Genomic DNA, 25,223 nt, shown 5'->3' on the forward strand with positions numbered 1-25,223 from the left:
CTAAAGGCTCCCGAAGCACATACTACTCAACGACAACCATCCTCATTTCGATATCGTCTAAGGGACGGTCGGCGCGGCCTGTGGCGGTGCCTTGAATCATCTCTACAACATCGAGCCCTTCTTCTACCTCACCAAAGACGGTGTATTGGCCGTCGAGATGGGGCGTGCCACCCAGGGTGGAGTAGAGCTGAAGCTGCTCTTCGGTGAGACCGTCCTTGCCCACCTTGCTCTCGGCTTCTGCTACGAGTTTGTCCTGCAGCTCCTGCAGACCGGCACGGTTTCTGTCGCGGCGCATCTGCATAATCTCGTCCTTGTGAGCAGCGGCAAGGGCATTGAAGGCAGACTGCACCTTCTGCATCCTGAGCTGCTTGGAGAACTGGCGTAGCTGGCCCTCGTTGTAGATGTCGCCCCAGACGATATAGAACTGTGAACCGCTGCTGCGGCGCTCTGGGTTTACCTCGTCACCCTGACGGGCTGCTGCAAGGGCACCGCGCTTATGGAAGATGTCGGACTTGATCTCGGCCTCAAGGGTATAGTCGGGACCGCCCACGCCCAGCATCTTGCCAGCAGGGGCACCTTTTGAGTCGGGGTCGCCGCCCTGAATCATGAAACCTTTAATGACACGATGGAACAGGGTGCCATCATAATAGCCCTCCCTGGCCAGTTTCAGGAAATTGTCACGGTGGATAGGAGTCTCGTCGTAAAGGCGTACGGTGATGTCGCCCAACATGGTTTGAATCTTTACTTTTGACATAATCTGTTGGATTTTTGCTGCAAAGGTACGAAAATTCCGTCAGACTTGATACGTCTTGACACTATTTCATTAAGAATAAGTTTTTAGGAAAGTTAAATAGGTGTAAAAAAATAGTGGCTCACACGACTAAGGTGAAAGCCACATTCAATCCTTTTAGAGTGTGAGTGGAGCGACAAAGGCATCCACTGGCACTTTTGCGCTGCAAAGTTAGTTAATTAATTAATATCTTCCAAATTTTACGCGGCAAATTTTTATTTTTTTGCTTTTTACCGCTCTAATTGGGAGATATTAGGCAAATCCCACATCAAGTTTGACGCATCTTCAATAATTTGTTGCAACTTGGGATTCTTGTTTATGCACCTCATATAGGCATCATTCAGTTTGACAATCATCTCATGGCGACGGTTGGTAGAGACTCTACCTACCATGTAGGATATAACCTTTATGGCACCACCAAAACTGCCATTCTCAGATGGTGTCAGTCTTCCAGCCGGGCCTCGCATGATTCGATAGTACAACTTGGTATCATACAGAACAGAGCCATGAGCGCAGATATTGCGGATGCAGCGAATACATTCCATGTAATTCTCAAACACTGCTGTTTGATTGATTCCGAAATGTTTGGCAATGGTGCGTTTGTCTTCCAGCACCAGCAAATTCTGGTATAACACCAGCATATTGCCAAGGGTCATATATTCCATGGTTTTCCATGCTGGAGCATACTGGTCACTCCTGTACTTTGAATGATGACGTCGTATTGCCGCATTCTTCTTTATTGAGGTATAACAAGTTGTCTCAAAGTTATCACAGAAAGCCTGGCTAACAACGCTTGGGTTTACAAACCAAATGGAATCATTGGGGTACTTGTTGCTAAGATAATAAGTCATATAAGTTCGAAAGGCCACCTCTATACGGCTTATGTATCTATTCAACAGGTTCCGAACATCAAAGTCAAAATAATACAGGGCAACAGCGTCTTCAAATTTAGTGCCATCTTGCATCATATGATCCCGATTCCTAAGACTTGGATATGATTTCTCAAAAGGGAAGAAATAAAAGCCAAGGCGGTAATAACCAATGTCGAGAAGAACCTCTTTTGCCTTCTCTTCATCAGCAATCTCTACTTTTCTACTACGTAGTTTTGCAATTTGTTGTTCTAATGTCGTTGCTTGTTTCATCATATTTTAACTGAACGAGTGCAAAGATACGACTTTTCTTTGTATCTTGGCACACTTAATCTATCTTTTCTCGTTTTTTAGCCTTCACAGAGTTCGAGCCTCTGCGGGTGTACAAAGCAAAAAGACGACAGACTGTTTTTAAGTCCGTCGTCTTTCTTTTTTGTTTTGCGTCGTCACCTCTGCCGCCACCTTAATGTTACAAAGTGACAATGTGACAATGTGACGTTGCGCGTTTTCAGACGCCCATCGGCCCATGTCCCATGCAACTCGTAGTGCCGAGTGCCGTGATGGCTGCCGTGAGCACACTGACGATAATCTGAATAACGGTTTTCCAAGTTTCTTTCTTCATAGTAGGTTTGAGATTTGAGGTTTGAGATTTGAGGTTTGAGATTTAAGATTTGAGGTTTGAGGAGTTCAGGGTTTTACTGAAAAACTCCTGAAACTCCTGATCTCCTTAGGGGTTCACGGGGCCGCCGCCGTTGTTGCCGCCGTTGTCGCCGCTGTTGTCACCGCCGTTGTCGCCGTTGCTGTCACCGCCGTTGGTTTCGCCGCTCTCCTCCTCTTCGGCCTTCAGTAGCTGCTCGATGTTCACGAACTCGGCCTTCTTCAGGAACGTGCGACTGGAGATGTTCTCCTCCGTGGTCTGCTCGGGCAGGAATCGGATGTGCAGCGCCTTCATGTGCTTCGAGGGGATGTACTCCTCCTTCTTCATCGCACCGTTCTTCTGGTTCTCCAGGGTGCAGTAGAAAGTGCCCAGGCCGTCAATCTTCACCTTCTTCGACTCCAGCAGCATCTCCACCAAGCAGCTGCGAAACTTCTCCAGCACGCCGTAAACCACGTCGGGGGTGTAGATGCTTCCGTGCTCCGAGATGTGGTTAGCCAGCTTTCGCGTGTTCAGCGTTTCCAGATTCTTGATCTGCGCGTACCACTTGCCGAAGGCCGCTGAGTGCGAGTTCTGGTTTTTCTTTACTTCATACAAAATCTTTGCCATAGTGTTTAAATTGTGTTTTACATGGTATTAGAATCACTTGCGGCCAGCTACATCGGGTGGCCGACATCCCGCTTTGTTTACGTGTACAAAGGTACAACATTTTTCGTGCGATTCCAAATTTCGGGCATCGATTTGGGGCGATTTTCAGCACGAAATCGCTCAATTGATGTTTCATCGAGACACCTTGTGAAATGTTCTGTTAAGACCCCAAAACGGAAATTTTATTGTTTTTATTCTGTTTTACCAAAATTAATTCATATATTTGTAGTCGAAAATGGCTATGATATGAAAGATGTTTTATTAACTATACTGCTGTGCTTATTTGCCATAGACGTTCCTGCTGACAGCTGGGATGAAGGGAACTTTAAGCCCTATAACACCGATGTCGTGCTAGAGAAGACAAACCTGCCCATCCTGTTCATCAACACCCGCGACGAAGCCGGCCATACCACCGCCATCCATAAAGACTACCAAGTGGCAGTGCGCATGAAGATCATCAACAATGCTGACGGGGTGAACTACGGCGACACACTGGCACATTCGGGGCAGACCACCGACTATGAGGGATGGGTAGGCATCAAGTACAGAGGTAGCAGCTCATTTTATGACTCCGACAAGAAACCTTATGGATTCAGAACCTTGAAAACGGCTGACGTGAACGGAAAGAAAGAGAAAGTGAAACTGCTCGGTTTGCCAGAGGACAACAACTGGGTGTTGCTGGCGCCCTATCATGACCGCAGCCTGATCCGCGATCCGCTGGTGTATCAACTCTCACGGCCCTACTTCGAATTCACGCCTAAGTGCAAATTCTGCGAGATCATCGTCGACGGCATCTACTATGGTGTCTATATTCTCTGCGAAAAACCCAGCAAGGGCAAGAACCGCTTGAACTTTACTGCTCCAGGCGACAGCGGCGACGAACTGACTGGCGACTATATGGTGGAGATAGACCGTGATAATGAGCCTCATTTCGTATTGAAATACAAAATGTACGATCATGATATCTGCGCAAAGTACCACTTCCCTGATTACGAGGAAATATCAAGTGAACAGATGGCCTATATCAAGCAGCGGTTTGACGAGTTGGAGGATGTGCTCGGCAGCGACGGTTTTGCTGACAAGGAGAATGGCTACAGCAAGTATATCGACGTGGAAAACTTCATCAATTACCAGCTGCTGACGGAGTTCTGCCAAAACCCTGACGGTTATCGTCTGAGTACCTATATCTATAAACGACGTGACTCTGTGGATCCGCGATTCAAGATAACCCCTTGGGACTACAACATGACCTTCGGCAATAATATCGCAGCAGGAGATTTCCTCTATGAGCAATGGGTATATGAGAAAGGACAGAAAGCGGGGCTGCTGGGCAAGCTGCCTGTGCCTTTCTGGTGGAAACGGCTAACAGAAGACGAAGCCTATTGGAAACGCATGAAGGAGCGATGGGCTGAATTACGAACCAGCACACTGAGCGACCAGCACGTCACTGAAATGATGGACTCTCTGGTCAACGAAGTAACGATTGGAGGTGCCTGTGAGCGCAATTATCAGGCATGGCCCATCTGGGACAAAGAGATTCCCCTGGCTCCCACCACTGCCACAAACTATGATGAGGAAATAGCCCTCATGCGTGAATGGACTAAGAAACAAGTGGCGTGGATTGACGAACAACTGGGTTTCGATCCTACGGCTATCATCTCTATTCAGAATGTGCCATTCGTCAAGCGTAAAGACAATGATGACTGGTATGATCTTCAAGGTCGTAAGTTCGCCACCAAACCCACCGCCCGAGGCATATACATACACCAAGGCAAATTTGCAGGGAACCAATTTTGAGTCCTCGAATCCGTAATATCCGACCCTCGAAGATTACTTTTCGCCGATGGCGAGCAAGGTGACGCGGTTTTAGGTTGTCACTTTGCAACAATGTCACTTTGTAACATTAAGCCCCAAGCCGAGTGCAGACCATAGCAGTTAGAATATATAATAATTATAATTATTATATATTCTAAACCAATAATGCCCCCATACATTGAGAATCCTTATTGTTACATTGTTACAAAGTTACAATGTGACAAAAATAATATGAAAATGCATTGCTATATAAATAAAAAGTATTATCTTTGCATACGAAAATATTTAATTGTATTACAAGTATGGCAACAACAATTATCAGAAAACCAGCCTCTTTCCGACTTAGGGCCGACCTGTTGGAGAGACTGAGGAGTAACGCAGTCAGAGAAAACCGTACACTCAACAACTATGTGGAGAGTGTGCTGCTCGATTACATCTTTAATGAGCCGAACGAAACGACTAAGGCTGCTATTAAGGAAGCCATGTCGGGCCGTAACCCTAACAAGGTCTACGACAATGTAGACGATATGTTTAACGACATTCTGAATGAAGAATGAAGAAACTACAGCCTACTACCCAGTATAAGAAAGATCTGAAACGGTATAGGAATAATCCTCAGAAGTTGGCTGACCTAAAAGAAGTGCTCAAGATGCTTCAAAACGAGCAGCCCATTCCAGCAGATTATCTCCCGCATCCTTTAAGCGGGAAATATAAAGGCTGTTTGGAATGTCACATCAATGGCGACTTTCTTCTGGTATGGTTTGATAAGAATACAAACGTCATCGAACTGGTACGACTAGGCAGTCACAGTGAGTTGTTCAAGTAGTCTGATTCAAAAATACGAGCCAATGATTGAAGTGAAAAAGAATATAGAAGATGAGCTCCGTGGTGCGCTGTTGGAAGCAAAGGAGTCGATAGAAGGTAAACGGAAGTTGAACACGCTTGACAACCTGATCAATGAGCTTCGAGATTCAAACGACTAGTTATTTCGACAGCGAAGCCAAGCGACTGGCTAAACGCCATCGTAGTTTCATTGATGACCTTTCTGACTTCCGCGACAGTATCTTGAAGAATCCCTATCAGGGAACGGAACTCTCTCCCGGCATCCGCAAAGTCCGTCTTACCATTGGCTCAAAAGGTCGCGGTAAGTCGGGCGGTGCTCGTATTATCACGTTCACTTATATGGTCGACGAGAAGGATGGTGTGGTGATACTCTTATTACTCTATGACAAAGCCGATGCCAGCAGCATCAAGATGAATGTGGTTCGCCAAATTATCAAAGACCTTGGGTTTGACCTCCAGCAGTTGCAAAGCGAGGGGAAGCTGAAAGCGGTAGAGATTCCTGAAGGGGAAGAAGAACAAGAATCGTGAAACGGGACCAGTCCCATGTTCCGCCCACGACTCTTCCTTACCCATAAGGAAATGATTCAGGAGTAAGACAGTATCTGTCCCTAGTGTTCTACACTAAAAAAGGCTGCCTTGAAAGACAGCCTCATTAGTTCCTTTTATAGTGCAGTATGAAAGTCGAAACTATCAAGTGCACTTTTTATGTAAGATTGCAAGGTTTTGATTATAATGCAACTTTTCCAATGCCTTTCATTTCCAGTGCCACTTGTACACCCAGCGCACGGAATGCACGCATCATAGAAGCAAGTGTGATGCTCTTTCCGCTCTCTAATCGGCAGACCTGAGACCTTTGTACTCCCATCTTCTCACCCAATTCTGCTTGTGTAAGATTCTGAGCTTCACGTGCTTGTTTAATAGCCTCTCCTACACGATAGGCCTGGACTGCTTCATCTACGCTACGTTCAAAGGCGTCGCGTTCTGGTGTCCCGATCTTACCGTAATCCTCTTCCAGCAATTCCTCAAAGCTATACAGTTTCATGTCTCCTACCTTTTTCATATTTTCTTGTTTTTATTCTCAAAATACAGTTTTCTAATTCCTTCAGCCTTTGTGATTTCACTTTTCGGTGTCTTTTGCGTTTTCTTCACAATACCGTGAGTGGCAACTACCAACGTATTGATATCCTTATCCCAAAAGGCAAACAACCTATAACAGGTTTTATCATAGATTGTGCGAAACTCCCATATTTCCGTACCATCAAGTTTTTTAAAGAGTTCACTGTCTCGTTCTCCCTTTTGAACCCTGCGGATATTGTAGCCTATCTTGCAACGAATCTCCTTTGTTAAGGATTTCAGGAAGTCTCGTGCTTCTTCTAACAAATCAAGTTCAAATACTGTTTGTTCCATTTTTATTTATAATTCTGCTGCAAAAATACGAAATGTTTCTTAAATGCGCAACAAAAGAGGCATTTTTTTGTATTTTCCCTATAATTTTACTCTATTTAAAGCGTTTACCCAAGAAAAAATAGAAAAAAATATTTGTTATCGAAATCTTTTTGTATTTTTGCAGGTGCAATCCGAAAAGGACTGCAAGACATATTGCTCGATTTTCTCAGCCGAATCACCACCTCGAAAGAGAATAACAGAGCAAACCAATACTACAATTGAAGCTACGCTTGAGCGTAGGCTTCTGTCATAGTAGTATTGGGGCTTGTGGTGAGCCTGGCTGAGAATATGACAAGTCTGCGCTCACTTCTTGTTTGAGGTTTGTGCGACTTGATGAATATGAATAGTACAAACCTAAAACACATAATTATGAAAAAACAGAGCATTGTATTCATCGTGTTGGCCATTACGACAAACCTTCTTTTATCATGCACACAAGCAAATAAGACTGATGTTACTACCAAAATTGCAGAGGTGGAAAGTAAATACCAAGACACAATAAAAATCTTAAGGCACCAACTGAGTGAAGCTAATGAAAAGATAGGAATTCTGAGTTATCCAGCTGACCAAAGATTAGCCCACATTGGAGAATTATTTAATTCTGGGGATTATGATGGCGTAAAAAAAGAAACGGCAGAACTTAAACGTGTTTTTCCTAATGCAAAGGAAAACGACGGCTGTAACGAATATCTAAAGAAAATAGAGGCGATAGAAGCTGCAAAGAAAGCTGAGGAAGATAGAATAAAAGCTTTGGGATATAAAGCATTTAAGGATAATCCAACAGTTAAGTTCGGTAATGTTACATATTCATTCTCAGGTTTTACCTATGGTCGCACCTTCACTTTTGAATATGTACTTGATGTGAATGAATACTCGTACGAGGTTGCAGACAAGAATTGTACCTATATTCTTGCTTCACTTTCTATTTCAACAAAGGAGAATCACGCCTCACCCCCTAGGGTCTACGCCTGTGAGATTGTGGATGGCAAATTAAAAGAGATTGATGATTTCAGAATAGAATACGCTACATATGATACCTATGGTGCGAGCATTGGCAACTATTCCGAAACAAGCCACGATTTCTCAAAGGTTAGCTCTGTAAAATATAAAATGGCTGCTCAAATACCACAATCATACACGAGCAAGCCCATCGTTATAATTGCGAAAAAGACATATGGGTACTTGTCGGGTGAAATATCTATTGACGAGGTTAGGGAGAATTATGAAGTTATCAAGATTTTAAATAGGAATAGATTATGAGCAAGGTAGTGAAATGTATATCGTAACCAGGCAGGAACAATTATGATTGATTGTAGAAACTAAAACATATGATTATGAAAAAGTTAATTATTGTATTAGCAATGCTGATGCTCGCAGCAATGGCAATGACAATTATGACATCTTGTTCAAAAAGTGCAAAACTTGAAAAAGCAGCTAAGGCGCAAATGGAGGCAACTTTCAAAGAAATGGCAAGAGACCCATCCAGTGTCAATTTATCGAATATAGAAACGGTCTATAGTGATGACTCTTTATGCATTCTTCATTGTGACTTCTCGGCCAAGAACGGACTCGGTGCAGAGGTTAAGGATAAATGTGAATACATCTTCATAAGTTGTAATGGCAAGAACTATGAATCATACATGGAGATAAACAAGAACGAAGAAGGTATTTATGTTAGTCCTGAGAAGTATGAAAAAGACAAGAAGGGAACAATTTACGAACCACTATCTTATGAAGAGGGTTTAAGATACCTTGCTGCAATTTATGTAAATAGTAAAGGAAGAGAGGCTGGTGTTAATGACGGAGAAGATTTCAATATTCCAGTCCCAACCGGAACAGGTTCATGGGAACTCAGGGCATATCAGGATGAGTTTGGTGAAAAGGGGTCACAAAAGTATTTGTTATTGATGGGTAATGGCGTATTTAGCAATTCTGCTACAACAAATTCTAGAATGACAGCAATTCTGTATATGGATAAAGATGAATTCTCTTTCAAATTGATAGAGTATGATTCAAGCGTAGTAAAGTCAGATGATTCATATAGATATCGCATCAAAGATTCTGATGGCGACGTCTACGAAATGACTCTTTACAATAGTGATTCATCTGGACAGATGTCATCATGGGGTTCTGAAGATATGAAGAAAATGGAAGAAATACTTGCCAAAGGTGGAATGATTACAGTATCTGTAAAAGAAAGAAATGCTTATTCAACACCAGATACATATCTTTTCAAACTAAATGTTGATGGTTACACGAAAGCTAAGTCTTTTCTATAATGATGCTAAAAGAGATTACCTCTCCCCCCACGATTCACATGTGACTTGAAAATTTTATAAATATTTATCCCGTTCTACCATAAAAAGAGCGGGATTTTTTAGTATCTTTGCACTCCAAAAGATTTAGAGGTAAAAAGATCGTATGTCAAAATTCGCACAATACTACGCAAAGTACAAGCACGACGCAGGCTGTTATGACTGGGAACAGCGACAACAACATCTTGGTGCTCTCTTCGATAAGGATGAGAGCATCGAGTTTTATTTGGGAGAAGGTACCGACCGCAAGGTTTACAAGCATAAGGTGTATCATTTGAAGTCAGCACCAGGTATCACGGTGATGCGATTTGCCAATGATATTGACATACCCGTAGAGCGCGACTTTGAACCTGCGATGGCCAAGGATGAACCTTCATGTTTCGTCATTATCGACAATCGCGACCATCTCCGCACCGTTGCCATCCAGAAGCGAAAGAAGGCCTTCAGTAATACGCACAAGGTGGCGAAGATCATGTCTTTTGTCATAGACCAGCAGTTGTTCAAGGATCATTGTTATGGATTCGAGATTCTGCCCGACTACTATCCTGTTGACCTCTTCAAGGTATGGGAGCAACAGCAGGCACATGCCCAGCAGATGCGTTTTGGAACGCCTGAGATGGAGAAGGACGAGATTCTGAGGAAGGTGGAGGCATTGAAGGTCAAGAATCGCGACTATTTCGACGATTCCATCATGGGGGCACTCCTGGAGGTGCTCTATGCACAGAAGCAGGCTAAGTATAAAGGGCATTATACGGTGATGCCGGAAGACAAAAAGACGGCCCTCTATGTTGACAAGAGCAGCGTGTATATGCGTAATCTGCTGACATTAGCCGATGCACTTGACGAGCCTGTGGAACTGATAACCAACGATGGCGGCACGTTCCGTTGTTTTATTGACAACGATGAAGGCAATACAGATAAGATTGTCAGTCATGAGTTCAACGAGAACTTCTTGGATATGCTTTTCAAGACGAAGAAGAAAGATGGCAGCAATATAGAGCACGAAGACCGTCTGAAAGCCGAGGAAGAGGTGATAGGGCTGATGAACAGCATGAAGCATGAAGTGACTGACGAAGAGGAGGAACAGGCTGCATGATAGTACGATTAGAAAAGGAACAGCAAAAATCAGCCCGTAGGAAGTTGCTCGCAGATCCGGTGTATATCATCAGCCACGACGCACTCAGAAAGATGAAACAAGACGGGCATACACAGTTGTCGCCGGTAGAATTATTCCTCTCTGCTCAGGAGTTATGTGAGACGTTGCTTGCTTTGCCAGATGTTATGGAGGGCTTGGATGACGAGATAGACGATTTGGAAGATGAAGCCGAGGGCGAAAATGATGCCATGCTCATTATGACACTAGCTACAGCTCAGTTGCAAGCACGAAGCAAGAAATGTGTCGGCATAGATATCCGAAAGATAATCTTTCACATCTACGAGCGTTTGGATGGTCACGATCTTTTGTGGCCTCTCATTGAGCAAATGACCAACAAAGAAGATGCCCGTTGGCTTGAAGGCAAGAAATCAAATCTGCTGAACTACGAGTTGCAGGAGATAAAGCTGAATGGTGGTGGGTCGGAAGAAGTCAAGCAGTTGTTTGCTGATATGGTGGAGTGTTCCGACAAAATGGATAAAGAAACCATTAAGGGGAATCTATTGTTTCTTAACCGCTATAATATTGACCACAATCATGCTTACGACAAAGAGGTTATAGCTCTCTTCGATAAGTTTGGCATCAAGAGTACCACAATCATCAAGCCTAAGGAATACGTTAGTACAAAGATTGTGGATACTGAAATTCAGAATGTAGAAGCTGGAGGCACAGGGGTAATTAAAGAAATGAAAAAAGACTAATGGATATAGACATCAAAGAACTGATAAAGGCTGCTGCCGAAGGTTTCGACCTAAGTAACTTCAAGGGCGATGTGGTCGGCGTGAAGATTGTTGAGAATGAAATCGGCAATGTTGAGGAAGGCGGCATTGGCGTTCAAAAAATATATGGTGACATCCCACAGAAAGCTACAGAAGGAAAGTCTGGCAAAAAGAAAGGTTCTGGAACCAAAGAACAAAAGCCACCCAAGGAACGTGAAATCATGACCTTCAGCCGAAAAAGTTGTGTGACTGATGGCCACTTGACTGTTCTGTTTATGAAATTGACTGAGGATGGTTGGATAGAGGGCAACGATGCCGACTTCAAAGCACTATTCTCTGGAAAGAGAGACGCAGACTGCGCTCTGACATGGACAGCCAAGTATGGCAAAGGTACGCTTGTTGACTTGTTCAAGAAACTTGTTGCCGAAGGGCTAATATTTGTGGCTGACGGATTCACTATTCCTTCTATACTCGAAGGCCATTTCAAAGACAAATCTGGTAAGTGGCTGACTGGACTTGATAATGGCGACCCTGTTAACAACAAGGCTCTGCCAGTAATCCAAGAGTGCATCATAATTCTCAATGCCAGTGTTGACAGGCTAATCAATGGTGACTTTGACGAGGATGAGGAATCGCGTTCTGAATATGACCGATATGACCAACAGGATATGCATTGGCATAAGAAATAAATAGCTTTCGGGAAATCCTTCGGGAAACTGAAACTTTTTTGATAAATTTTCTCGCATAGCGGAATCTCTTTGAAACACAAGAGGTTCCGTTTCTTTTTTATTCTCTATTCAAGGTGGCTTTTGGGCGTTCCCCGAAAGTTTACCCGAACGTTTTCCCGAAGAAACGTGGGCTTAGTCGGGGATTACGGAGGTTGCCTCGAAAAGAGCACTTCCACCGAACAACTTTAAGACCCCGCTCGAAGGAAGCGGTAACAATTGAGAGTATGGCACGAGATTTAATGTGTGGAAAGCGTATCTACGACAGAATGAAGAATCAAGCCCGCCAGCAACTGGCATTGATGAATCGTTGTAGAATGCACAGACAAGGAGGCAAAGGAGTGGTTAATCAGCCTTTCTATGTACAATTTCTTAATCGCTAACAAACCAAAAGTTTAATCTGAGACGAAAGCAGGATGCGGGAAGTCTCGCGAGTGAAAAGGATCCAATTTCAGCACTTGCCGAATCTCGCTAAAGTTTCAGAAAAATGAATCCAGAAAAATTTAACGAACAGATTTTGAACAACGCAGTCCAGATGGACGCAAGTGTTAACTTCCAGTTGAACGGCAACATGCTGATAGTGCCGTGCCCGTGGGAGGACGACAAGCAGGTGACCAACGGAGAGCGTGTACGTTATCGTGGTGGCATCGAGGTGGATGCCGACGGTCGCACCCAGGTGAAGCGCTACAAGGTCGGCAGCAAGGGACCACTCCACGAGACCCTCTACGAGACGGCCCACGGGGCAGTGAAGATGACTCGCCCTCAAATACGTCCCAGCGATGGTCACCGACGCATTAACGAGGAATACGTCTATGTCATGTTCAAGTTCCCGAAGAAATACGGACTGGCGCTGACCAAGGCCCTCTATCAGGAGGAGGCCGACGAGATTATGTCTTACTTTAAAACACGCAAGGAGGAAACGCTATGGAAATGATTTTGGAACGATTGATGTTTACATGCATAGGCAAGGGACACGGCGCCCCTTGCTTACCAGCCAACCGCGAGGATTGGGAAAAACTTCGCCGCGAGCCTTGGCTGAAAGAGATGTGTGAAAGGATAGAGCGTGGCGACGAGCAGTTGAAGCATCGGCTGCCGGTGTGGACACCCCACTGCGCCGAGTTCAAGAATAATCATCGTGCCATTGCCGATGCGGTGCGTCCGCTGAACCGACTGATGCTGGATTTTGACGAGAAGGGTCACACGGACGAAATCTGTGCCCGACTCTTGGAGCAGTCGCCGTTGGTGCCGCTGCTGATAGAGGAAAGCGTTCGTCGTGGCACTCATGTGCTCGTTGAGTTGCCCGACGGCATGACGGTCGACCAGGCTCAGCAGCTGATGCAGGAGGCTACGGGCTTTGAGCCGGATGCCGCGGTGAAGGATGTTTCGAGGTGCATCTATATGGTGCCCGAGGACCATACGAAGTATGTCAGCGACAAGCTGTTTGAGGTCTCTGAGGACTGTGAGCGCAAAAGTGAGCCGACATCCGATGAGGGCTGCGAGCTGAAGAGCCTGCCGACATCCGAAGCCGCACAAGAACCCCATACGGAGCTGATGTTCAAGGGCATCCCTTATACCTCTATTATAGCAGAGTGGTGGCATCGCAACGGCGGAGAGCCGGCCGAAGGCGAGCGCAACGTGAAACTACACAAGTTGGCCGTCAGTCTTCGTGCTATCTGCGACAACAAGAAAGAGGTGCTGATGCAGGTGATGCCCCGATTCGGACTCTCCGACGTTGAACTTCGCAGCGTGGTCGACTCGGCTTGCAAGGAGACGCCCAAGGGCATTTCAAAGATGATGCAAGGCATTGTAAGTGCGCTGGAAATGGGTATCTCTTCAGACGAAATCGAGGATGTCGAGGCGGTTCGGGCAGAGACTGGTGTGAAGGTCAATGTCAAAGCGTTACCAATGGGCCTTAAAGAGTCGCTGGCGGGTGTTCCCGTGTCGATGCACATGCCGGTGCTCTGTGGTGTGCTGCCCATTGCAGCGGCCTATGCCGACCAGGTGATGGTGGAGTATTGTGACGGCAACTTGCAGCACCTGGGACTGATGTCGATTATACGTGGTGAACAGGCTTCTAACAAGTCGGTGGTGAAGAATGCCATCGATGTATGGAAACGTCAGTTCGATGAGGAAGACGCCCTTGCCCGCAAGCGCGAGGAGGAGTGGAAGGAGCGCAAGAAGGGGCGCAAGGCCAACGAGAAGGCGCCCGACGACCCGAAGGTGCTGATAAGGATGGTGCCGGTGACGGTCTCGTGTTCTACTTTGCTCAAGCGCTTCAAGAATGCTCAGGGTCACACCCTCTACAGCTTTGGTGAGGAACTCGACACCCTGCGTAAAACCAACGGTGCCGGCTCGTGGAGCTCAAAGTACGACATCTACCGCCTGAGCTTTGACAAAGGTGAGTGGGGTCAGGATTACAACTCGGATGCCGCAGAGTCGGGAGTGGTGAAGGTGGCCTACAACTGGACGATGCTCGGCACCAACGGAGCACTCAGAAAGTGCTTTAAGTCGGACAACATAGAGAACGGTCTTTCTAGCCGAATCCTCGTGGCCGAGATGCCCGACAGCAGTTTCTCGAAGATGCCCAAGTTTGGCCGTCGTTCGGCCGGGGATGAAGCCATGATACAAGAGGCCGTCACCCGACTGCGTGCGTTCTCCGGACTCATAGACACCCCGCGTCTGCGCAAGGCCATCGAGCAGTGGGTGGAGCAGAAACGCGTAGAGGCTGCCAAGGACATCGACCACGTGAAGGATACTTATCGTAAGCGTGCTGCCGTCATCGGTTTCCGGTGCGGGGTGATCTTTCACTTGCTGGAGACCCACCCCCAGCCCCTCCCTGTGAGGGATGGGAGTGGTCAGACTCAAGTAAAAGAACTATCTACGCCCCTCCCTCACAGGGAGGGGAAGGGGGAGAGTCGAAACTGTATCAAGTTTGCGCTGATGATGGCCGAGTATTGTCTTTCTCAGCAGATAAAAGCATTCGGCGAGGCATTGCAGAATCAATATGTTGATGCCAGGGAGGAGTGTCAGCGATATGGTGCCAACCACTCCGTGTTCGACCAGCTTGCACCCACTTTTACCCTCGATGACCTGCGAGCCTTGAAGCGCGGCTACTGCTCGGAATCGGCCATGCGCATGATTATCTCTCGATGGATGCGCGACGGATGGATTAGCAAAACCGACCGCTACCACTGGAGTAAGGTAAAAGTGAATAGTGAAAAGTGAAAAATTTGCTTCCGCTTTGTAAAAGCGAGCAGAGCTCGAGCGGCTTCCGCTTTGTAACAAAGTAACTTTGTAACATTGTAACATTAAGCATTTATGGAATTGATTTTAGAACGTATAGCAAAACGCAGGACCTACACGATAGGTCGTCTGTACATCCGCCGCCAAGTGGTGGATGAATATCTGACCGGCACAGCCGATGACTATTTTTGCGACACACTGGAACCTACCTGGCGCGACTACAAGAATGGGGCCTACAAGGTGAAAGGTCGCTCGGCCATCCCCGAAGGCCGCTACGCAGTGGTTATCTCGTATTCGCCCAAGTTCAAGCAGTGGCTGCCCATCCTGCTTGGTGGCCCTGAGTTCAACCGCAAATGGCAGGGCATACGCATCCATGCGGGCAACACGGCCCAGGATACCGAAGGTTGCATACTGGTGGGCAAGAACAAACTGGTGGGGCAGGTGGTGGACAGCCGCATATGGACTCATCGTCTCAAGCAGAAAATTGTTGAGGCAAAGGGTAGGGGTGAGCCCGTCTGGCTCACCATCAGGTGAAAATAAAGGGGAGGGACGGTCGGCGCGGCCTGTGAGACCGTCCCTTGCCCACTTGCTTAAAAATGTTGTCGTCAGGAAAAAAAGTAGTCTCAAAATTTGTAGGTAAGAAAAAAAATGACTACCTTTGCACCCGCTAAACAAGAAAACGATGCACCCGTAGCTCAGTTGGTAGAGCACCTGACTCTTAATCAGGGTGTCCAGAGTTCGAACCTCTGCGGGTGTACTAGACAAAAGATTAAGTGGTGAGAGAAATCTCACCACTAATTGTTTTAAAACTAGTCGGTTACACTTTACAACGAATTGATTTTAAGTCGGTTAGAGAATTCCAATCAAATGTTGAACCCCGCAGTTCATTTGGAATTACATGGAAAATTTTGGAACGGCTTGGAATCGTTTGGAACGATTTGGAATCTTTTGGAAATGGTTTTTTGATACCATTCTTGATACCGCCCCCTGCGATTTTGATACCAGCTCCCTTGAATTAAGCTTTTCAGGGCGAGTTTGAAGTTCGATAGTATCAAAAAAGGCTGCTTCGAATTAACCGAAAATCCCATTTGTCTGCACAAAAAAAAGTATTGTTACTATGACAAAAAACATTAAGGTGATTTTCGACCGTAAGAACCAGGCTGCAAAATCTGGTGTTGGCAAAATCGAAATTCGCATTTACCTAAAAGAAGGTGAACGCAAATTTGAGACAGTAGGCGAGGCTACTCCTGAGAATAGCGAAGCCGCAATGCAAAGCAAGACCATCATTGCTAAGGTCAAGCACTATGAGCAGATTATTCAAGCCATGAAGCTCTTCAATGAAGACATGACCATTGAGAACTTCAATAATCATATCTATACTGCTCAGGTGCCTAGTAAGCCCGAAGACAAGGTACTCTTCAAGGGCAATGACCTTCGCCAGAGTTTCATTGAGTTCTGTCGTGAGCACTTTGAGAACGAAGGCCTGGCAAAGAATTCCGTCAAGGACTTCAATGTGGTATTCAATGCCCTCGAAGAAAGTGGCTGTCTCAACACCTTAGCTGATTTAACCAAAGTCAATGTCTTGGCTTGGGATGCCTGGCTGCGTATGGGTAACAAGCGCAGCGACTATACTATCTATGGCTACCACAAGAAAGTGAAGAAGTACACCAAGCTTCTGTGGCAGCTGGAGATGATAGAGTCAGACCCGTATCAGTATGTGAAATTCCCCAAGGGCAGCAACAAGGAGCGTAATCCCCTTAATGAGAAAGAGCTCCTCAAAATACGCAATGTTAGCTGCAAAGGCTATCTCGAGCGTGCACGCGACCGATTTGTTTTCATGGCATACACTGGTCTGGCATACTGCGACATGGAACTTTTTGACTTCAAGACTATGACAGAGAAGCGCAAGGACTACACCTATATTGATGGCGCACGTCTGAAGACCGGCTCCAAGTTCTTCACACCGATTCTGCCTCCTGCCATGGAAGTACTGAAGAAGTACGATTATCAACTGCCTCCCATAACCAATCAGAAGTTGAATGAGTACTGTCATCTCTTGGAGGACCTCTGTCAGATACGCAAGCCTGTGACCTGTCACATCGCCCGCCACAGTTTCGCAACGCTGATGCTGTCCTATGGCTTCACACTGGAAGAGGTCAAGAAGATGCTAGGTCACAAGGATATCAAAACAACTCAGATCTATGCCAAACTTTCCACTCAAGTGCTTGAGGATAGTGTGGCAAAGAAACTGAAAAGACTCAGGTAATCTTATAGAACACGCCCTTTAGTAACTGCGACCTTCCTGAACCCTCATGGAAGGTCGCAGTTATTTTCTCACAGATATACTTGCTGCCTTCTATATGAAATACGGCTCTTGGGCTTGGAATGACGCCAGATAGGAAGGAGAATGTGTATTTCTTCTTGCTGTCTATGTCGTAGATGTATTTCTCTTTAGCCACCTGCTTTCTCAGACTCAGCGAGAATGGGGTAGTGGCCATAGTGAAATCATCCTCTATCTCAATATTTGAGATGATGGGATGCGGATATTTCCCCGGGTGCCGCTCCTCTGCGTCCCAGAAACCGACGTATATCTTATCAAAGTAGGCGTCGCCTTTCTGCTGCTCTCCATGTGCAATGGCCTGACCAGCGTAAGTCTGTGCCAGTGCACCGTTGTTATAGTCCTCCTCGTCTATCTGGCTGTCTGCATTACCCAAACCACTGTTTGCCCGTGCTCGTCGTCCTCCAATTTGACTGCCTGAGAGTTCTCCTTCTCCACCGTTTTCACTGGACCATGAGACAGCGCTTCCCATCTCGCCGCATTCAAGGAACAGGCATTGCCCTTTCCCCGGGTCGGTATCATCCAACCAGGCAGGAACGATATTGAGCTCAACATCGTCTGCTTTCTTATCAACTAATAATCTGCCGAACTGGTTAACAGGCATCAGGCGGTTGTAGTATTTGTACCAGTTGTAGGTAGTGTCAGTCTTCTCAATATGATTTGATTTCATGAACTCCGACTTGTAGCAGTACATGATGAAGTAGGTATCCACGTCGCGGGCATACAGCAGTTTCTGCGCATCTGAATTCCTGGCATAACCTCGGGTGAGCGATTCACTGTAGCCATGGGCAGTCTCGTGTCTCTCATATCCGCTTATCCAATGTTCTTTTGCCCACTTAAGCAGTTCGGCCAGCGTTTCATATTCGATGGCATCCTTTTTGTGTTTGTCGATATACCACTGGCAATCCATGTAGGCCCAGAGCCGGTTGCTATTCTCTGCATAGGCCATGTTCTTCATACCTATATAGTCAGAGATATCCTCTCTTGCTACCTCCACAGAATATTTGTTGATGACCTTGTCAATCCTTATCTCCTTCTGTTTCGCTGCAATCTGGTGCGAGAACTCAAAGGAGATGGTCTTAGCCTTGTGGTTGATTGTGAACTCGCCCTTCAAGAGCAATTCCAACTGTTCGAAGAACTCCGTCAGAGACCAGTGGGGCAGGGCGATGGCGAAATTCTTGGCACCCCAAGTACTGGGAAGCGTGTTGCAAATGAGCAGTTTTCCGAAGTCGCTATTCTCGATATTGCCGAACTCTCCCTTATAGCCTGTTACCTCGCAGATCTTTTCCAGGATATACATTAAGAACGGCTGAAATGTGAGCGAAGCCCTTGTATTGGCCCACTTTCTATTCCCATATTCATCCTCCGTGATGTCGTTCTGAATGTTCCCTGAGGTGTTGTTAGCCCAAGGCAGAGGTATCCAGTTATATCCGGGATATGTTTCTGCCAAGGCATTATCAACATCGTTTTTTGAAGGACTGCACTCATCGGCATCAGGATAGCCCAGGTTCAGCTGATTCAGGTACACATTGTCAAACGTATCGTCGAAGTTCTGTTCTGAGCGACCCTCCAAGAACTGTGTCTTCACCTCTACCTCTGAGATTTGAGTGATGACGATGGAACCAGACCTGAAGAAGTCCTTGTCCCTGATATCGCAGTCAAAAACAACCTTGTTTTTCTGCACGTCCTGACGATTGAGATGCCCGAAGATACGGATGTTCTCGGGACAGTCCTTCAGCGGGAAGGTGATTGTCAGCGTATAGCTGTCAGAACCCGTAAACAACGGATTCTCGCTAATGTACTCGAACGACGTGTTCTTTTTCAGATAGGCCTGCTGGCCATTGATAATGATTTCCATATATTACTTTCTCCTTGATTTAGGTGTCTTATTTCGCATGAGCTGCTCATATTCATCCTGAGCCTGCTTGATGCCTGTATCTCCCGTCACGGTGTTGACGGTCACGAAAGGTTCGTCCAGGCGTTCCTTCAGCTGACGGATAACAGCAGCATACTCCTTCAATGCGGCGTGTGTTGCTGCAATCTCGGCTTGTGCATCAGATCCTGACTGTTGCACAATTACAGTGGGCGGTTGTTGACCGGACTGTGCGTAAACGCCTGGAGCCACGATGCTTCTTGAAACATCCTCCGAGCGTAACGACCCGATAGTGTTCGTTCGCTGCGCATAGTCCAGGGCATCAATCATAGGGCGGGCCACGGGCGACTGTAACAGCTGATGGTTGGCCACCCATTCCCCTTTATGAACGACGCCGGCAACCTCGTCTTTATCGCCATCTCCAGTAAAGCCACCCTTCGCATAGCCCTGCGAACTGGCTGCTTCCTGCTGTTTCTTGATGGCATCCACCTGCAGCATACCAGCTGCCACGGCTGCTGCCGCTGCTATTGGTGCCAGGATATAACCGACTACAGGAACTGCTGCAGCACTACTGTAGGCGTTGATTGCAGAGGTGGCTGTCTGTGCGATGGCCTGCATCACCTGCATCTTGAACATCTTCTTGTTGGCGTCGTTCTTGACCTTGGCAATCTCCTTCTCCTTCTTCTGCTCTAGCTTCTTAACCTGATAGTTGTTGCCCTCGGCATTGGAGATTTCCGTCTTGTAGCGCTTCTCGATGGCTGCTACCTGAATATCTGCTTCGGCCTGAACCAGTGTGGACATCTGCTGGAAGATACTGCTCATGCCAGAGGAGATGACGTCCAAAGTACCTGTGACGGCCTTGCCCATGTCAGACTGCAGCCATTGCTGCATGTCCTCGTTCCATTCTTCAAGGAAAGACTTATTGTCATCCAGCTCGTCGATGCCGTATTTCTTGCGCAAGGCCTTCTTTGCTTTCTGGAATGCTTCTTCGATACGAAGCTTCTCCTCAGCACTGTCGCCCGCTGCTTTCACTTCCAGATTATACACCTCTCGAAGTGCCTCTAAATCAGCCATATATTTGCTGACACGCTCACCTTTATTATCACCGAAATAGTCCTTTTTGAGCTGTTTCAGGTGATCCTGGTGCTTCTTCTCGGCAGATTCCGTCTCTTGCTGACGCTTCTTCTGGTCGGCAATGAGTTTATCCTGATACGCCTTTTGTGCCTCGATATTCTCCTTTGAGCCCTCCTCCGTGATGGTGGTCATGCGTCGAAGATGGTTCAATTCCAGTATCTCAAGCGTCTGTTGATACGTCTCTGTGCTAATTTCTCCATCGATATAACGCTGCTTCTGAATGGAAATAGCCTCGTTATGGAGCTGCGTCTCCTGTTCAACGGTTATCTTCTCACCTTGCTCCGTCTGCTTTTTCTTCGTCTCGTAGTATTCAGCCTGAGCCGTGAGTCTTTCCTGGTCTGTCAGGTCGCTTCTATTCAGAATCTTCGTCTGGTACTCAACCTCAATCTCGAGAATGCGCTTCTGGTACTGCTCAAAGTTCTCCTTACCTGTGGCATAGCTGATTCGGTTCATCGCCTCCTCTTTGGCCTTCCACTCCTTTTCTGTCTTGAAGCGGTCTTTTTGTGTCTTGGTTTCCTTCTCTGGCTCAGGCTCCGGCATTAATCCGCTATCACCAGCGTCTTCCAGATTCATGCCCTGCTCAATAGCATAGTCTATCTCCTTGGAATATGGCGCCCACTTCTTGTTTACCCGCTGCTCATAGGCACGTGTGCTTACATACTGTTTGATAAAGGATTCAATTGCCTCACCCATCGACGTGTCCAGCTGGTTCTCTTCAGAATTGTAATACCCTTCACGGACACGCTGCGGTGCGATATGATGACTGAACACTGCCTTCGACAAGTCCTTAGCTGATACAGCCTTTCCTTCCTTCTGCATCTTCTCAAATTCCTCGTCTACAGCCGCTTTCAGCCATGCCCCTGTCATCGCCGACTTCTTTTCACGGGCTATCTTGTCATAGTCAGAGAGCTTCTTGGCCTCCCATCCATAGCGAACGCCCGCATTCTTCTTCATGTCCTTCTCCTTGGCCTCCAGAAGCATCTTTGCCCTGATGTTCTTCACGACCTCCTTGTAGGCATCCGCCAGATCCTGCGCCGTAGATTTCTCGTTCAGCAGATTCGAGAGGTATGAGCCGAACTTACTGTTGAACTCCTTAATCAAGGCGTTGCGCTTTCGGCTTCCGACGTTCTCGCTGTCAATGGCGTCCTTCAGGCGCTTGACAGTCGAAGTCTCTTCCGCAATGCTTGCCTCCACGTCACGAATCTCCCTTGCAGCCTGTCGTGCCTCCCGGTTCAAGCGCTCCTGCTCCTCACGTGCTGAGCGTACCTTGGACTGCCATGCGATAATAGCAGCTACGGCGGCGGTCAAGGTAGTAACCAAAAGACCTATGGGATTTGCCTTGATGGCTGTTGTGAACACCTTCGTTGCCAGAGCTGCACGGAGCGCATTGCCCGTAACCAAGTCATAGGCAATGCTGAGAGCAAGCAGAGCCAGTCGTCCGGCAATCATCAGGGCATGGCCTGTCTTCAGGGCTGCGTTCATAAGTACGTGTGCTGCAGCTGCAGCCTTCGTACGTATCGTGGCCAGGTTAATGGCTACGTTATATGCAATGATGCTGACGGTGACGCTGGCTATCTCAACCTTGTACTTTACTATGAAGTCCACCAAGGTAGACAGGAACTTCAGGAGCATCGTGGTAGATGAAAGTACATGCTTCATCACAGGCTGCAGCTTCTCACCCAGCTCGACAGCCATCTCGGTAACACGCTTTCTGGCCTTGTCAAGACTGGCCTGAACAGTCGTGTTCTGAACGTTGTATTCCTTGGTGACGGACGTCGCTTCCTCAAAAGCCCTGGCAGCTTCCTCCTGTTCCCATTTCACCATATTCAGATTGCCAGCGAGAGCCGAGATGACCTGCGCTGCACGGGCACCGTTCTCGCCCATATCCTTGAATACTGGAGCAAGTACATCGATGTTGCCCAGTTTGTTCAGGGTATCAAGCAGCATCAGAAGGCCTTCGTTGGTGCTGCGTGAAAGAGTCTCCTTGAATTTCTCAGCATTCATGCCAGTAGCCTTGATAATCTTATCCTGCTGTTTGAACATGTCCATGATGAGCTTGGAAACGGCCGTTGCCGACATTTCCACAGCCTGTCCTTGAGAATCCAGGACAGCAGCAAAGCCCATAATCTGTGGGATAGTCATCTCTGCCTGGGCACCGACACCAGCCATTCGCTTGGCGAAGTTGGCCAGGTAAGGTGCTGCAGCCGTACAGTTCTGGGATAATTCATTGATAACAGAACCGACGGACAGCAGGGCCTTCTCTGTTCCCAGACGCTTTTCGTCGCCGAAGATGGTGGTCAGCTTCGAAAGCGTCAAGGTGGCATCATCTCCGAGTTCATCGAGTGCCACGTTTATCTTGTCAGCGGCTCTCACGAAGCCCAGAACATCCTCCTTGGACTGCTTTCCCAGCTTTCCCGCATCCTCCGCAAGCACGTTCAGCTGTTCACGGGCGGTACGGGTATCCATCTTCTTGAACTCATCGTTCAAGTCCTCCACCTGTTCCTCAGTCATACCCGTGAACTTGCGGACATTGGCCATCTCCGCGTCCATGTCAGCAAACGCCTTGACGGCTGAACGTCCGGCCATTATTAGGCCAGTAATGGCGGCAATCATACCCATCAGGGTTGTTTGCCAGTCGTTCATCTTGCGGTTGAAGCGGTCCCAGAAGCCTTCACCCTCGATAAGGTCAGCATTCACGCGGGCTATCTCCGCCTTTACACGTTTGATGGCTTCTGCCTGACGGTTCCATTCCACGGTACCACGCTCTATACCGTTGAGCTGCTGCTTCAAGGTGTAGAGCGTCTTGTTTAACTCCTTCGGTGTAGCCTTATCGAGGTTCTTCAGCACCTTCTCCACACCGACAGTCGCCGATTCTATCTGCGATATCTGGCGGTTGGTCTGCCTGAGTTCCCTCTGCAGCCTCTTTAAATCAGATTTATTTCCTGCCTTTGCAGCATTCTCGATAGCCTTCTCCAAATCCTGCGACTTCTTCTTTAGGCTATCGAGCATGTCCTGCGCCTGCTTACCATTGACGGTCAGGGTGACAGTTGCGTTTGTGTTGATAGATGACATAATATGCGTTTATGATTTATGCCGCAAAGTTATATACACGCGTACAGGTTAGAAAAGACGTGAACGATGCCCCAGTACTGAGACTTGACTGGACGAAGACTGGGGATGACAGCGGGCACCAGTCATTGTCAGCATAACGTAAAAACGTCCGTATATGGGGACGTTTTTGTTAATTCCAGAAATAGTTAAGTTAATAACTGTTTCTGGTGCTGATTTTCAATGACTTACGGGATTGTTAAGGGCAGAGCCCTTAACCCCTCGGAGTAGAGACCCCCCACGCGCCCTGTCCTCCTTGAACCTCTTCCGACTCTTCAGCCGTGCGGAATATGCCAAGAATGTAAACGAATGTTAAGGAAATCGGGGCTTGAAGTCTCATTTGTTAATTGAAGCCTCGAAGTCTCATAATGGCTCAAAAGTGCCGAAAGTCTCCCTAAAATGCCGAACCATCCACCGAATGACCTAAAAGTCTCTTTAAGATGCTGAACTATCCACCGAACGACCTAAAAGTCTCTTTAAGATGCTGAACCATCCACCGAACGACCAAAAAGTCTCTTTAAGATGCTGAACTATCCACCGAACGACCTAAAAGTCTCTTTAAGATGCAGAACTATCCACCGAAAAGGCAGATGGTTACACGATGACATAAAGCCGCCCACGACGCTTGTAGCCGCTTCGCCACGAATGGGCGGTAAAGAGCCACGGGTGCAACACGAAATCCCTCCGACGTGTCGAGGGTTTCGTGTTGTGCATGTGGAATGGGCATCAAGACAATCTTTGGATATGACCTCAATCAATCTGATTGAAATCATAGCCAATGTTTGTCTGCCTAACCTATGTACTTGCTTGCAAGGATAGAGTGGCATCATTGCAGAGCGTGATGCTGAAGAAAGCGCATCATGTGCGGTACTGGCAGGTGTGAATGGGCATAAAGAAAATCTGCGGCAGAGTGTGGCTCGCGGAGCCTTAACGTGCCTCAGATTTTATTCCTGACTATTCACTTCTGCATGAGAAACAGCCGAATGTGGCTGCATATAGTGCTGCCTCTTTCGGCGGGAAACTACTGCTTTAAAAGGGCTTCGCCATATTCGTACCACCAATAGACAGCATTATAGAGTGCATACACGCGCTCTTTGAAGATGTCGGGGTACTTTGGCGTAAGCTCTTCGGCATTGTATCCTGCAATGACACAAAGGAAGGAGAGGTTGCCCTCGATGTATTCACACCATTTGTTTTGGGCAATGCACCAGCCGAGGATGTTATCGAACTCGGCTTCGCTCTTGGGCAACTGCACGTGCACGACAAGGTGTGGCTTGTCCTGCTGGTACAGGAGCCAATAGGAACCATGGCCTTCGATGTGTTTCAACTCTGCCTTGAAGGACTCGAAGGCAACATGCTTTGGCGACAGCCCAGGCCTTTGGAGGCGTGGGAACAATACTAAATCACTCTTTTCAATCTTTCTGATTTCCATCATCGTAAATCTTTAGTGGGTTAAACTTATCTCACTCACATCATTTTACCACCGCTGCCTACGATAGTTGGCCGGTTGGTGGGCAAATTTTGCCACTCTTGATGCAATAATCTGCTG

The 25,223-nt window shown here is 47.0% G+C and carries 23 protein-coding genes, 1 tRNA gene and 1 riboswitch; of the genes, 15 read left to right on the top strand and 9 right to left on the bottom strand.

The window, feature by feature from the left end:
* Nucleotides 1-22: 22 nt before the first annotated feature.
* From L6468_RS05745 to L6468_RS05760, 4 genes are all read right to left on the bottom strand, one after another.
* A complete protein-coding gene (locus L6468_RS05745; protein ID WP_237796275.1) occupies nt 23-754 on the bottom strand; it encodes a peptidylprolyl isomerase in 732 nt (243 codons plus the stop codon).
* Nucleotides 755-1,020: 266 nt separating this feature from the next.
* Nucleotides 1,021-1,935, bottom strand: coding sequence for an Abi family protein (locus L6468_RS05750; RefSeq protein WP_237796277.1), 915 nt, complete (start codon nt 1,933-1,935; stop codon nt 1,021-1,023).
* A 232-nt stretch (nt 1,936-2,167) separates the two neighbouring features.
* On the bottom strand, nt 2,168-2,281 hold the full coding sequence (locus L6468_RS05755) for a smalltalk protein (protein WP_237796286.1): 114 nt from the start codon (nt 2,279-2,281) through the stop codon (nt 2,168-2,170).
* A 105-nt stretch (nt 2,282-2,386) separates the two neighbouring features.
* Complete coding sequence (locus tag L6468_RS05760; protein WP_237796288.1) at nt 2,387-2,923, bottom strand: HU family DNA-binding protein; 537 nt, start codon at nt 2,921-2,923, stop codon at nt 2,387-2,389.
* Between the two features lie 285 nt (nt 2,924-3,208).
* On the opposite strand from L6468_RS05760, the gene L6468_RS05765 reads away from it, so the two are divergent.
* From L6468_RS05765 to L6468_RS05780, 5 genes are all read left to right on the top strand, one after another.
* A complete protein-coding gene (locus L6468_RS05765) occupies nt 3,209-4,759 on the top strand; it encodes a CotH kinase family protein (protein WP_237796289.1) in 1,551 nt (516 codons plus the stop codon).
* Between the two features lie 320 nt (nt 4,760-5,079).
* Nucleotides 5,080-5,334 (top strand): toxin-antitoxin system protein, encoded by a 255-nt coding sequence (locus L6468_RS05770; protein ID WP_237796291.1) that lies wholly within the window; start codon nt 5,080-5,082, stop codon nt 5,332-5,334.
* On the top strand, nt 5,331-5,603 hold the full coding sequence (locus L6468_RS05775; protein WP_237796293.1) for a type II toxin-antitoxin system YafQ family toxin: 273 nt from the start codon (nt 5,331-5,333) through the stop codon (nt 5,601-5,603). The genes L6468_RS05770 and L6468_RS05775 overlap by 4 nt, the downstream gene beginning before the upstream one ends.
* Before the next feature lie 22 nt (nt 5,604-5,625).
* Nucleotides 5,626-5,760: a hypothetical protein gene (locus L6468_RS14675; RefSeq protein ID WP_255779426.1), complete on the top strand. Its 135-nt coding sequence runs from the start codon at nt 5,626-5,628 to the stop codon at nt 5,758-5,760.
* Entirely contained in the window at nt 5,735-6,148 is a 414-nt protein-coding gene (locus tag L6468_RS05780) for an addiction module toxin RelE (RefSeq protein WP_348535135.1), read from the top strand. Before L6468_RS14675 ends, L6468_RS05780 begins: the two co-directional genes overlap by 26 nt.
* A 199-nt stretch (nt 6,149-6,347) precedes the next feature.
* On the opposite strand, the gene L6468_RS05785 is transcribed toward L6468_RS05780, so the two are convergent.
* Complete coding sequence (locus tag L6468_RS05785; RefSeq protein ID WP_237796295.1) at nt 6,348-6,680, bottom strand: helix-turn-helix domain-containing protein; 333 nt, start codon at nt 6,678-6,680, stop codon at nt 6,348-6,350.
* On the bottom strand, nt 6,677-7,027 hold the full coding sequence (locus L6468_RS05790; protein WP_237796297.1) for a type II toxin-antitoxin system RelE/ParE family toxin: 351 nt from the start codon (nt 7,025-7,027) through the stop codon (nt 6,677-6,679). The genes L6468_RS05785 and L6468_RS05790 overlap by 4 nt, the downstream gene beginning before the upstream one ends.
* A 408-nt stretch (nt 7,028-7,435) precedes the next feature.
* Here L6468_RS05790 and L6468_RS05795 point away from each other — a divergent pair, with 408 nt between their 5' ends.
* From L6468_RS05795 to L6468_RS05840, 10 genes are all read left to right on the top strand, one after another.
* Nucleotides 7,436-8,326: a hypothetical protein gene (locus tag L6468_RS05795; protein ID WP_237796299.1), complete on the top strand. Its 891-nt coding sequence runs from the start codon at nt 7,436-7,438 to the stop codon at nt 8,324-8,326.
* Between the two features lie 74 nt (nt 8,327-8,400).
* Nucleotides 8,401-9,345 carry a hypothetical protein gene (locus L6468_RS05800; RefSeq protein WP_237796306.1) on the top strand — a complete coding sequence of 315 codons (945 nt, stop codon included), beginning with the start codon at nt 8,401-8,403 and terminating at the stop codon, nt 9,343-9,345.
* 142 nt (nt 9,346-9,487) lie between these two features.
* On the top strand, nt 9,488-10,477 hold the full coding sequence (locus tag L6468_RS05805) for a hypothetical protein (RefSeq protein WP_237796308.1): 990 nt from the start codon (nt 9,488-9,490) through the stop codon (nt 10,475-10,477).
* Entirely contained in the window at nt 10,474-11,235 is a 762-nt protein-coding gene (locus L6468_RS05810) for a hypothetical protein (RefSeq protein WP_237796310.1), read from the top strand. The genes L6468_RS05805 and L6468_RS05810 overlap by 4 nt, the downstream gene beginning before the upstream one ends.
* Entirely contained in the window at nt 11,235-11,942 is a 708-nt protein-coding gene (locus tag L6468_RS05815) for a hypothetical protein (RefSeq protein WP_237796312.1), read from the top strand. Before L6468_RS05810 ends, L6468_RS05815 begins: the two co-directional genes overlap by 1 nt.
* Nucleotides 11,943-12,465: 523 nt before the next feature.
* Entirely contained in the window at nt 12,466-12,912 is a 447-nt protein-coding gene (locus tag L6468_RS05820) for a hypothetical protein (protein ID WP_237796314.1), read from the top strand.
* The gene (locus L6468_RS05825) at nt 12,903-15,203 is read left to right on the top strand and encodes a DUF3987 domain-containing protein (RefSeq protein ID WP_237796322.1); all 2,301 of its coding nucleotides are present in this window, start codon (nt 12,903-12,905) and stop codon (nt 15,201-15,203) included. The genes L6468_RS05820 and L6468_RS05825 overlap by 10 nt, the downstream gene beginning before the upstream one ends.
* A 93-nt stretch (nt 15,204-15,296) precedes the next feature.
* A complete protein-coding gene (locus L6468_RS05830; RefSeq protein WP_237796324.1) occupies nt 15,297-15,755 on the top strand; it encodes a DUF5675 family protein in 459 nt (152 codons plus the stop codon).
* Nucleotides 15,756-15,905: 150 nt separating this feature from the next.
* Nucleotides 15,906-15,978, top strand: a tRNA-Lys gene (locus L6468_RS05835).
* 360 nt (nt 15,979-16,338) lie between these two features.
* Complete coding sequence (locus L6468_RS05840) at nt 16,339-17,487, top strand: tyrosine-type recombinase/integrase (RefSeq protein ID WP_237796326.1); 1,149 nt, start codon at nt 16,339-16,341, stop codon at nt 17,485-17,487.
* Here the strand turns inward: L6468_RS05840 and L6468_RS05845 are convergent.
* From L6468_RS05845 to L6468_RS05855, 3 genes are all read right to left on the bottom strand, one after another.
* On the bottom strand, nt 17,480-19,417 hold the full coding sequence (locus L6468_RS05845) for a hypothetical protein (RefSeq protein ID WP_237796328.1): 1,938 nt from the start codon (nt 19,415-19,417) through the stop codon (nt 17,480-17,482). The two genes, L6468_RS05840 and L6468_RS05845, sit on opposite strands and share 8 nt — an antisense overlap.
* 3 nt (nt 19,418-19,420) lie before the next feature.
* The gene (locus L6468_RS05850; protein WP_237796337.1) at nt 19,421-23,638 is read right to left on the bottom strand and encodes a phage tail tape measure protein; all 4,218 of its coding nucleotides are present in this window, start codon (nt 23,636-23,638) and stop codon (nt 19,421-19,423) included.
* A gap of 1,057 nt (nt 23,639-24,695) precedes the next feature.
* Nucleotides 24,696-25,109, bottom strand: a complete 414-nt coding sequence (locus tag L6468_RS05855) for a hypothetical protein (protein WP_237796339.1) — start codon at nt 25,107-25,109, stop codon at nt 24,696-24,698.
* Nucleotides 25,108-25,216: riboswitch (SAM-I-IV-variant riboswitch) on the bottom strand. Its footprint overlaps the gene before it by 2 nt.
* Nucleotides 25,217-25,223 lie beyond the last annotated feature (7 nt).

It is taken from the genome of Prevotella communis (genome assembly GCF_022024115.1).
GTDB classification, from domain to species: Bacteria; Bacteroidota; Bacteroidia; order Bacteroidales; family Bacteroidaceae; genus Prevotella; species Prevotella communis.

Excerpts from the sequence above, each read along its gene's own strand:
- L6468_RS05850 (WP_237796337.1), bottom strand. The coding sequence starts at position 23,638 with ATGTCATCTATCAACACAAACGCAACTGTCACCCTGACCGTCAATGGT.
- L6468_RS05775 (WP_237796293.1), top strand. The coding sequence starts at position 5,331 with ATGAAGAAACTACAGCCTACTACCCAGTATAAGAAAGATCTGAAACGG.
- L6468_RS05770 (WP_237796291.1), top strand. The coding sequence starts at position 5,080 with ATGGCAACAACAATTATCAGAAAACCAGCCTCTTTCCGACTTAGGGCC.
- L6468_RS05805 (WP_237796308.1), top strand. The coding sequence starts at position 9,488 with ATGTCAAAATTCGCACAATACTACGCAAAGTACAAGCACGACGCAGGC.
- L6468_RS05855 (WP_237796339.1), bottom strand. The coding sequence starts at position 25,109 with ATGATGGAAATCAGAAAGATTGAAAAGAGTGATTTAGTATTGTTCCCA.
- L6468_RS05755 (WP_237796286.1), bottom strand. The coding sequence starts at position 2,281 with ATGAAGAAAGAAACTTGGAAAACCGTTATTCAGATTATCGTCAGTGTG.
- L6468_RS05790 (WP_237796297.1), bottom strand. The coding sequence starts at position 7,027 with ATGGAACAAACAGTATTTGAACTTGATTTGTTAGAAGAAGCACGAGAC.
- L6468_RS05785 (WP_237796295.1), bottom strand. The coding sequence starts at position 6,680 with ATGAAAAAGGTAGGAGACATGAAACTGTATAGCTTTGAGGAATTGCTG.
- L6468_RS05820 (WP_237796314.1), top strand. The coding sequence starts at position 12,466 with ATGAATCCAGAAAAATTTAACGAACAGATTTTGAACAACGCAGTCCAG.
- L6468_RS05825 (WP_237796322.1), top strand. The coding sequence starts at position 12,903 with ATGGAAATGATTTTGGAACGATTGATGTTTACATGCATAGGCAAGGGA.
- L6468_RS05810 (WP_237796310.1), top strand. The coding sequence starts at position 10,474 with ATGATAGTACGATTAGAAAAGGAACAGCAAAAATCAGCCCGTAGGAAG.
- L6468_RS05815 (WP_237796312.1), top strand. The coding sequence starts at position 11,235 with ATGGATATAGACATCAAAGAACTGATAAAGGCTGCTGCCGAAGGTTTC.
- L6468_RS05795 (WP_237796299.1), top strand. The coding sequence starts at position 7,436 with ATGAAAAAACAGAGCATTGTATTCATCGTGTTGGCCATTACGACAAAC.
- L6468_RS05845 (WP_237796328.1), bottom strand. The coding sequence starts at position 19,417 with ATGGAAATCATTATCAATGGCCAGCAGGCCTATCTGAAAAAGAACACG.
- L6468_RS14675 (WP_255779426.1), top strand. The coding sequence starts at position 5,626 with ATGATTGAAGTGAAAAAGAATATAGAAGATGAGCTCCGTGGTGCGCTG.
- L6468_RS05765 (WP_237796289.1), top strand. The coding sequence starts at position 3,209 with ATGAAAGATGTTTTATTAACTATACTGCTGTGCTTATTTGCCATAGAC.
- L6468_RS05780 (WP_348535135.1), top strand. The coding sequence starts at position 5,735 with ATGAGCTTCGAGATTCAAACGACTAGTTATTTCGACAGCGAAGCCAAG.
- L6468_RS05750 (WP_237796277.1), bottom strand. The coding sequence starts at position 1,935 with ATGATGAAACAAGCAACGACATTAGAACAACAAATTGCAAAACTACGT.
- L6468_RS05830 (WP_237796324.1), top strand. The coding sequence starts at position 15,297 with ATGGAATTGATTTTAGAACGTATAGCAAAACGCAGGACCTACACGATA.
- L6468_RS05840 (WP_237796326.1), top strand. The coding sequence starts at position 16,339 with ATGACAAAAAACATTAAGGTGATTTTCGACCGTAAGAACCAGGCTGCA.
- L6468_RS05745 (WP_237796275.1), bottom strand. The coding sequence starts at position 754 with ATGTCAAAAGTAAAGATTCAAACCATGTTGGGCGACATCACCGTACGC.
- L6468_RS05760 (WP_237796288.1), bottom strand. The coding sequence starts at position 2,923 with ATGGCAAAGATTTTGTATGAAGTAAAGAAAAACCAGAACTCGCACTCA.
- L6468_RS05800 (WP_237796306.1), top strand. The coding sequence starts at position 8,401 with ATGAAAAAGTTAATTATTGTATTAGCAATGCTGATGCTCGCAGCAATG.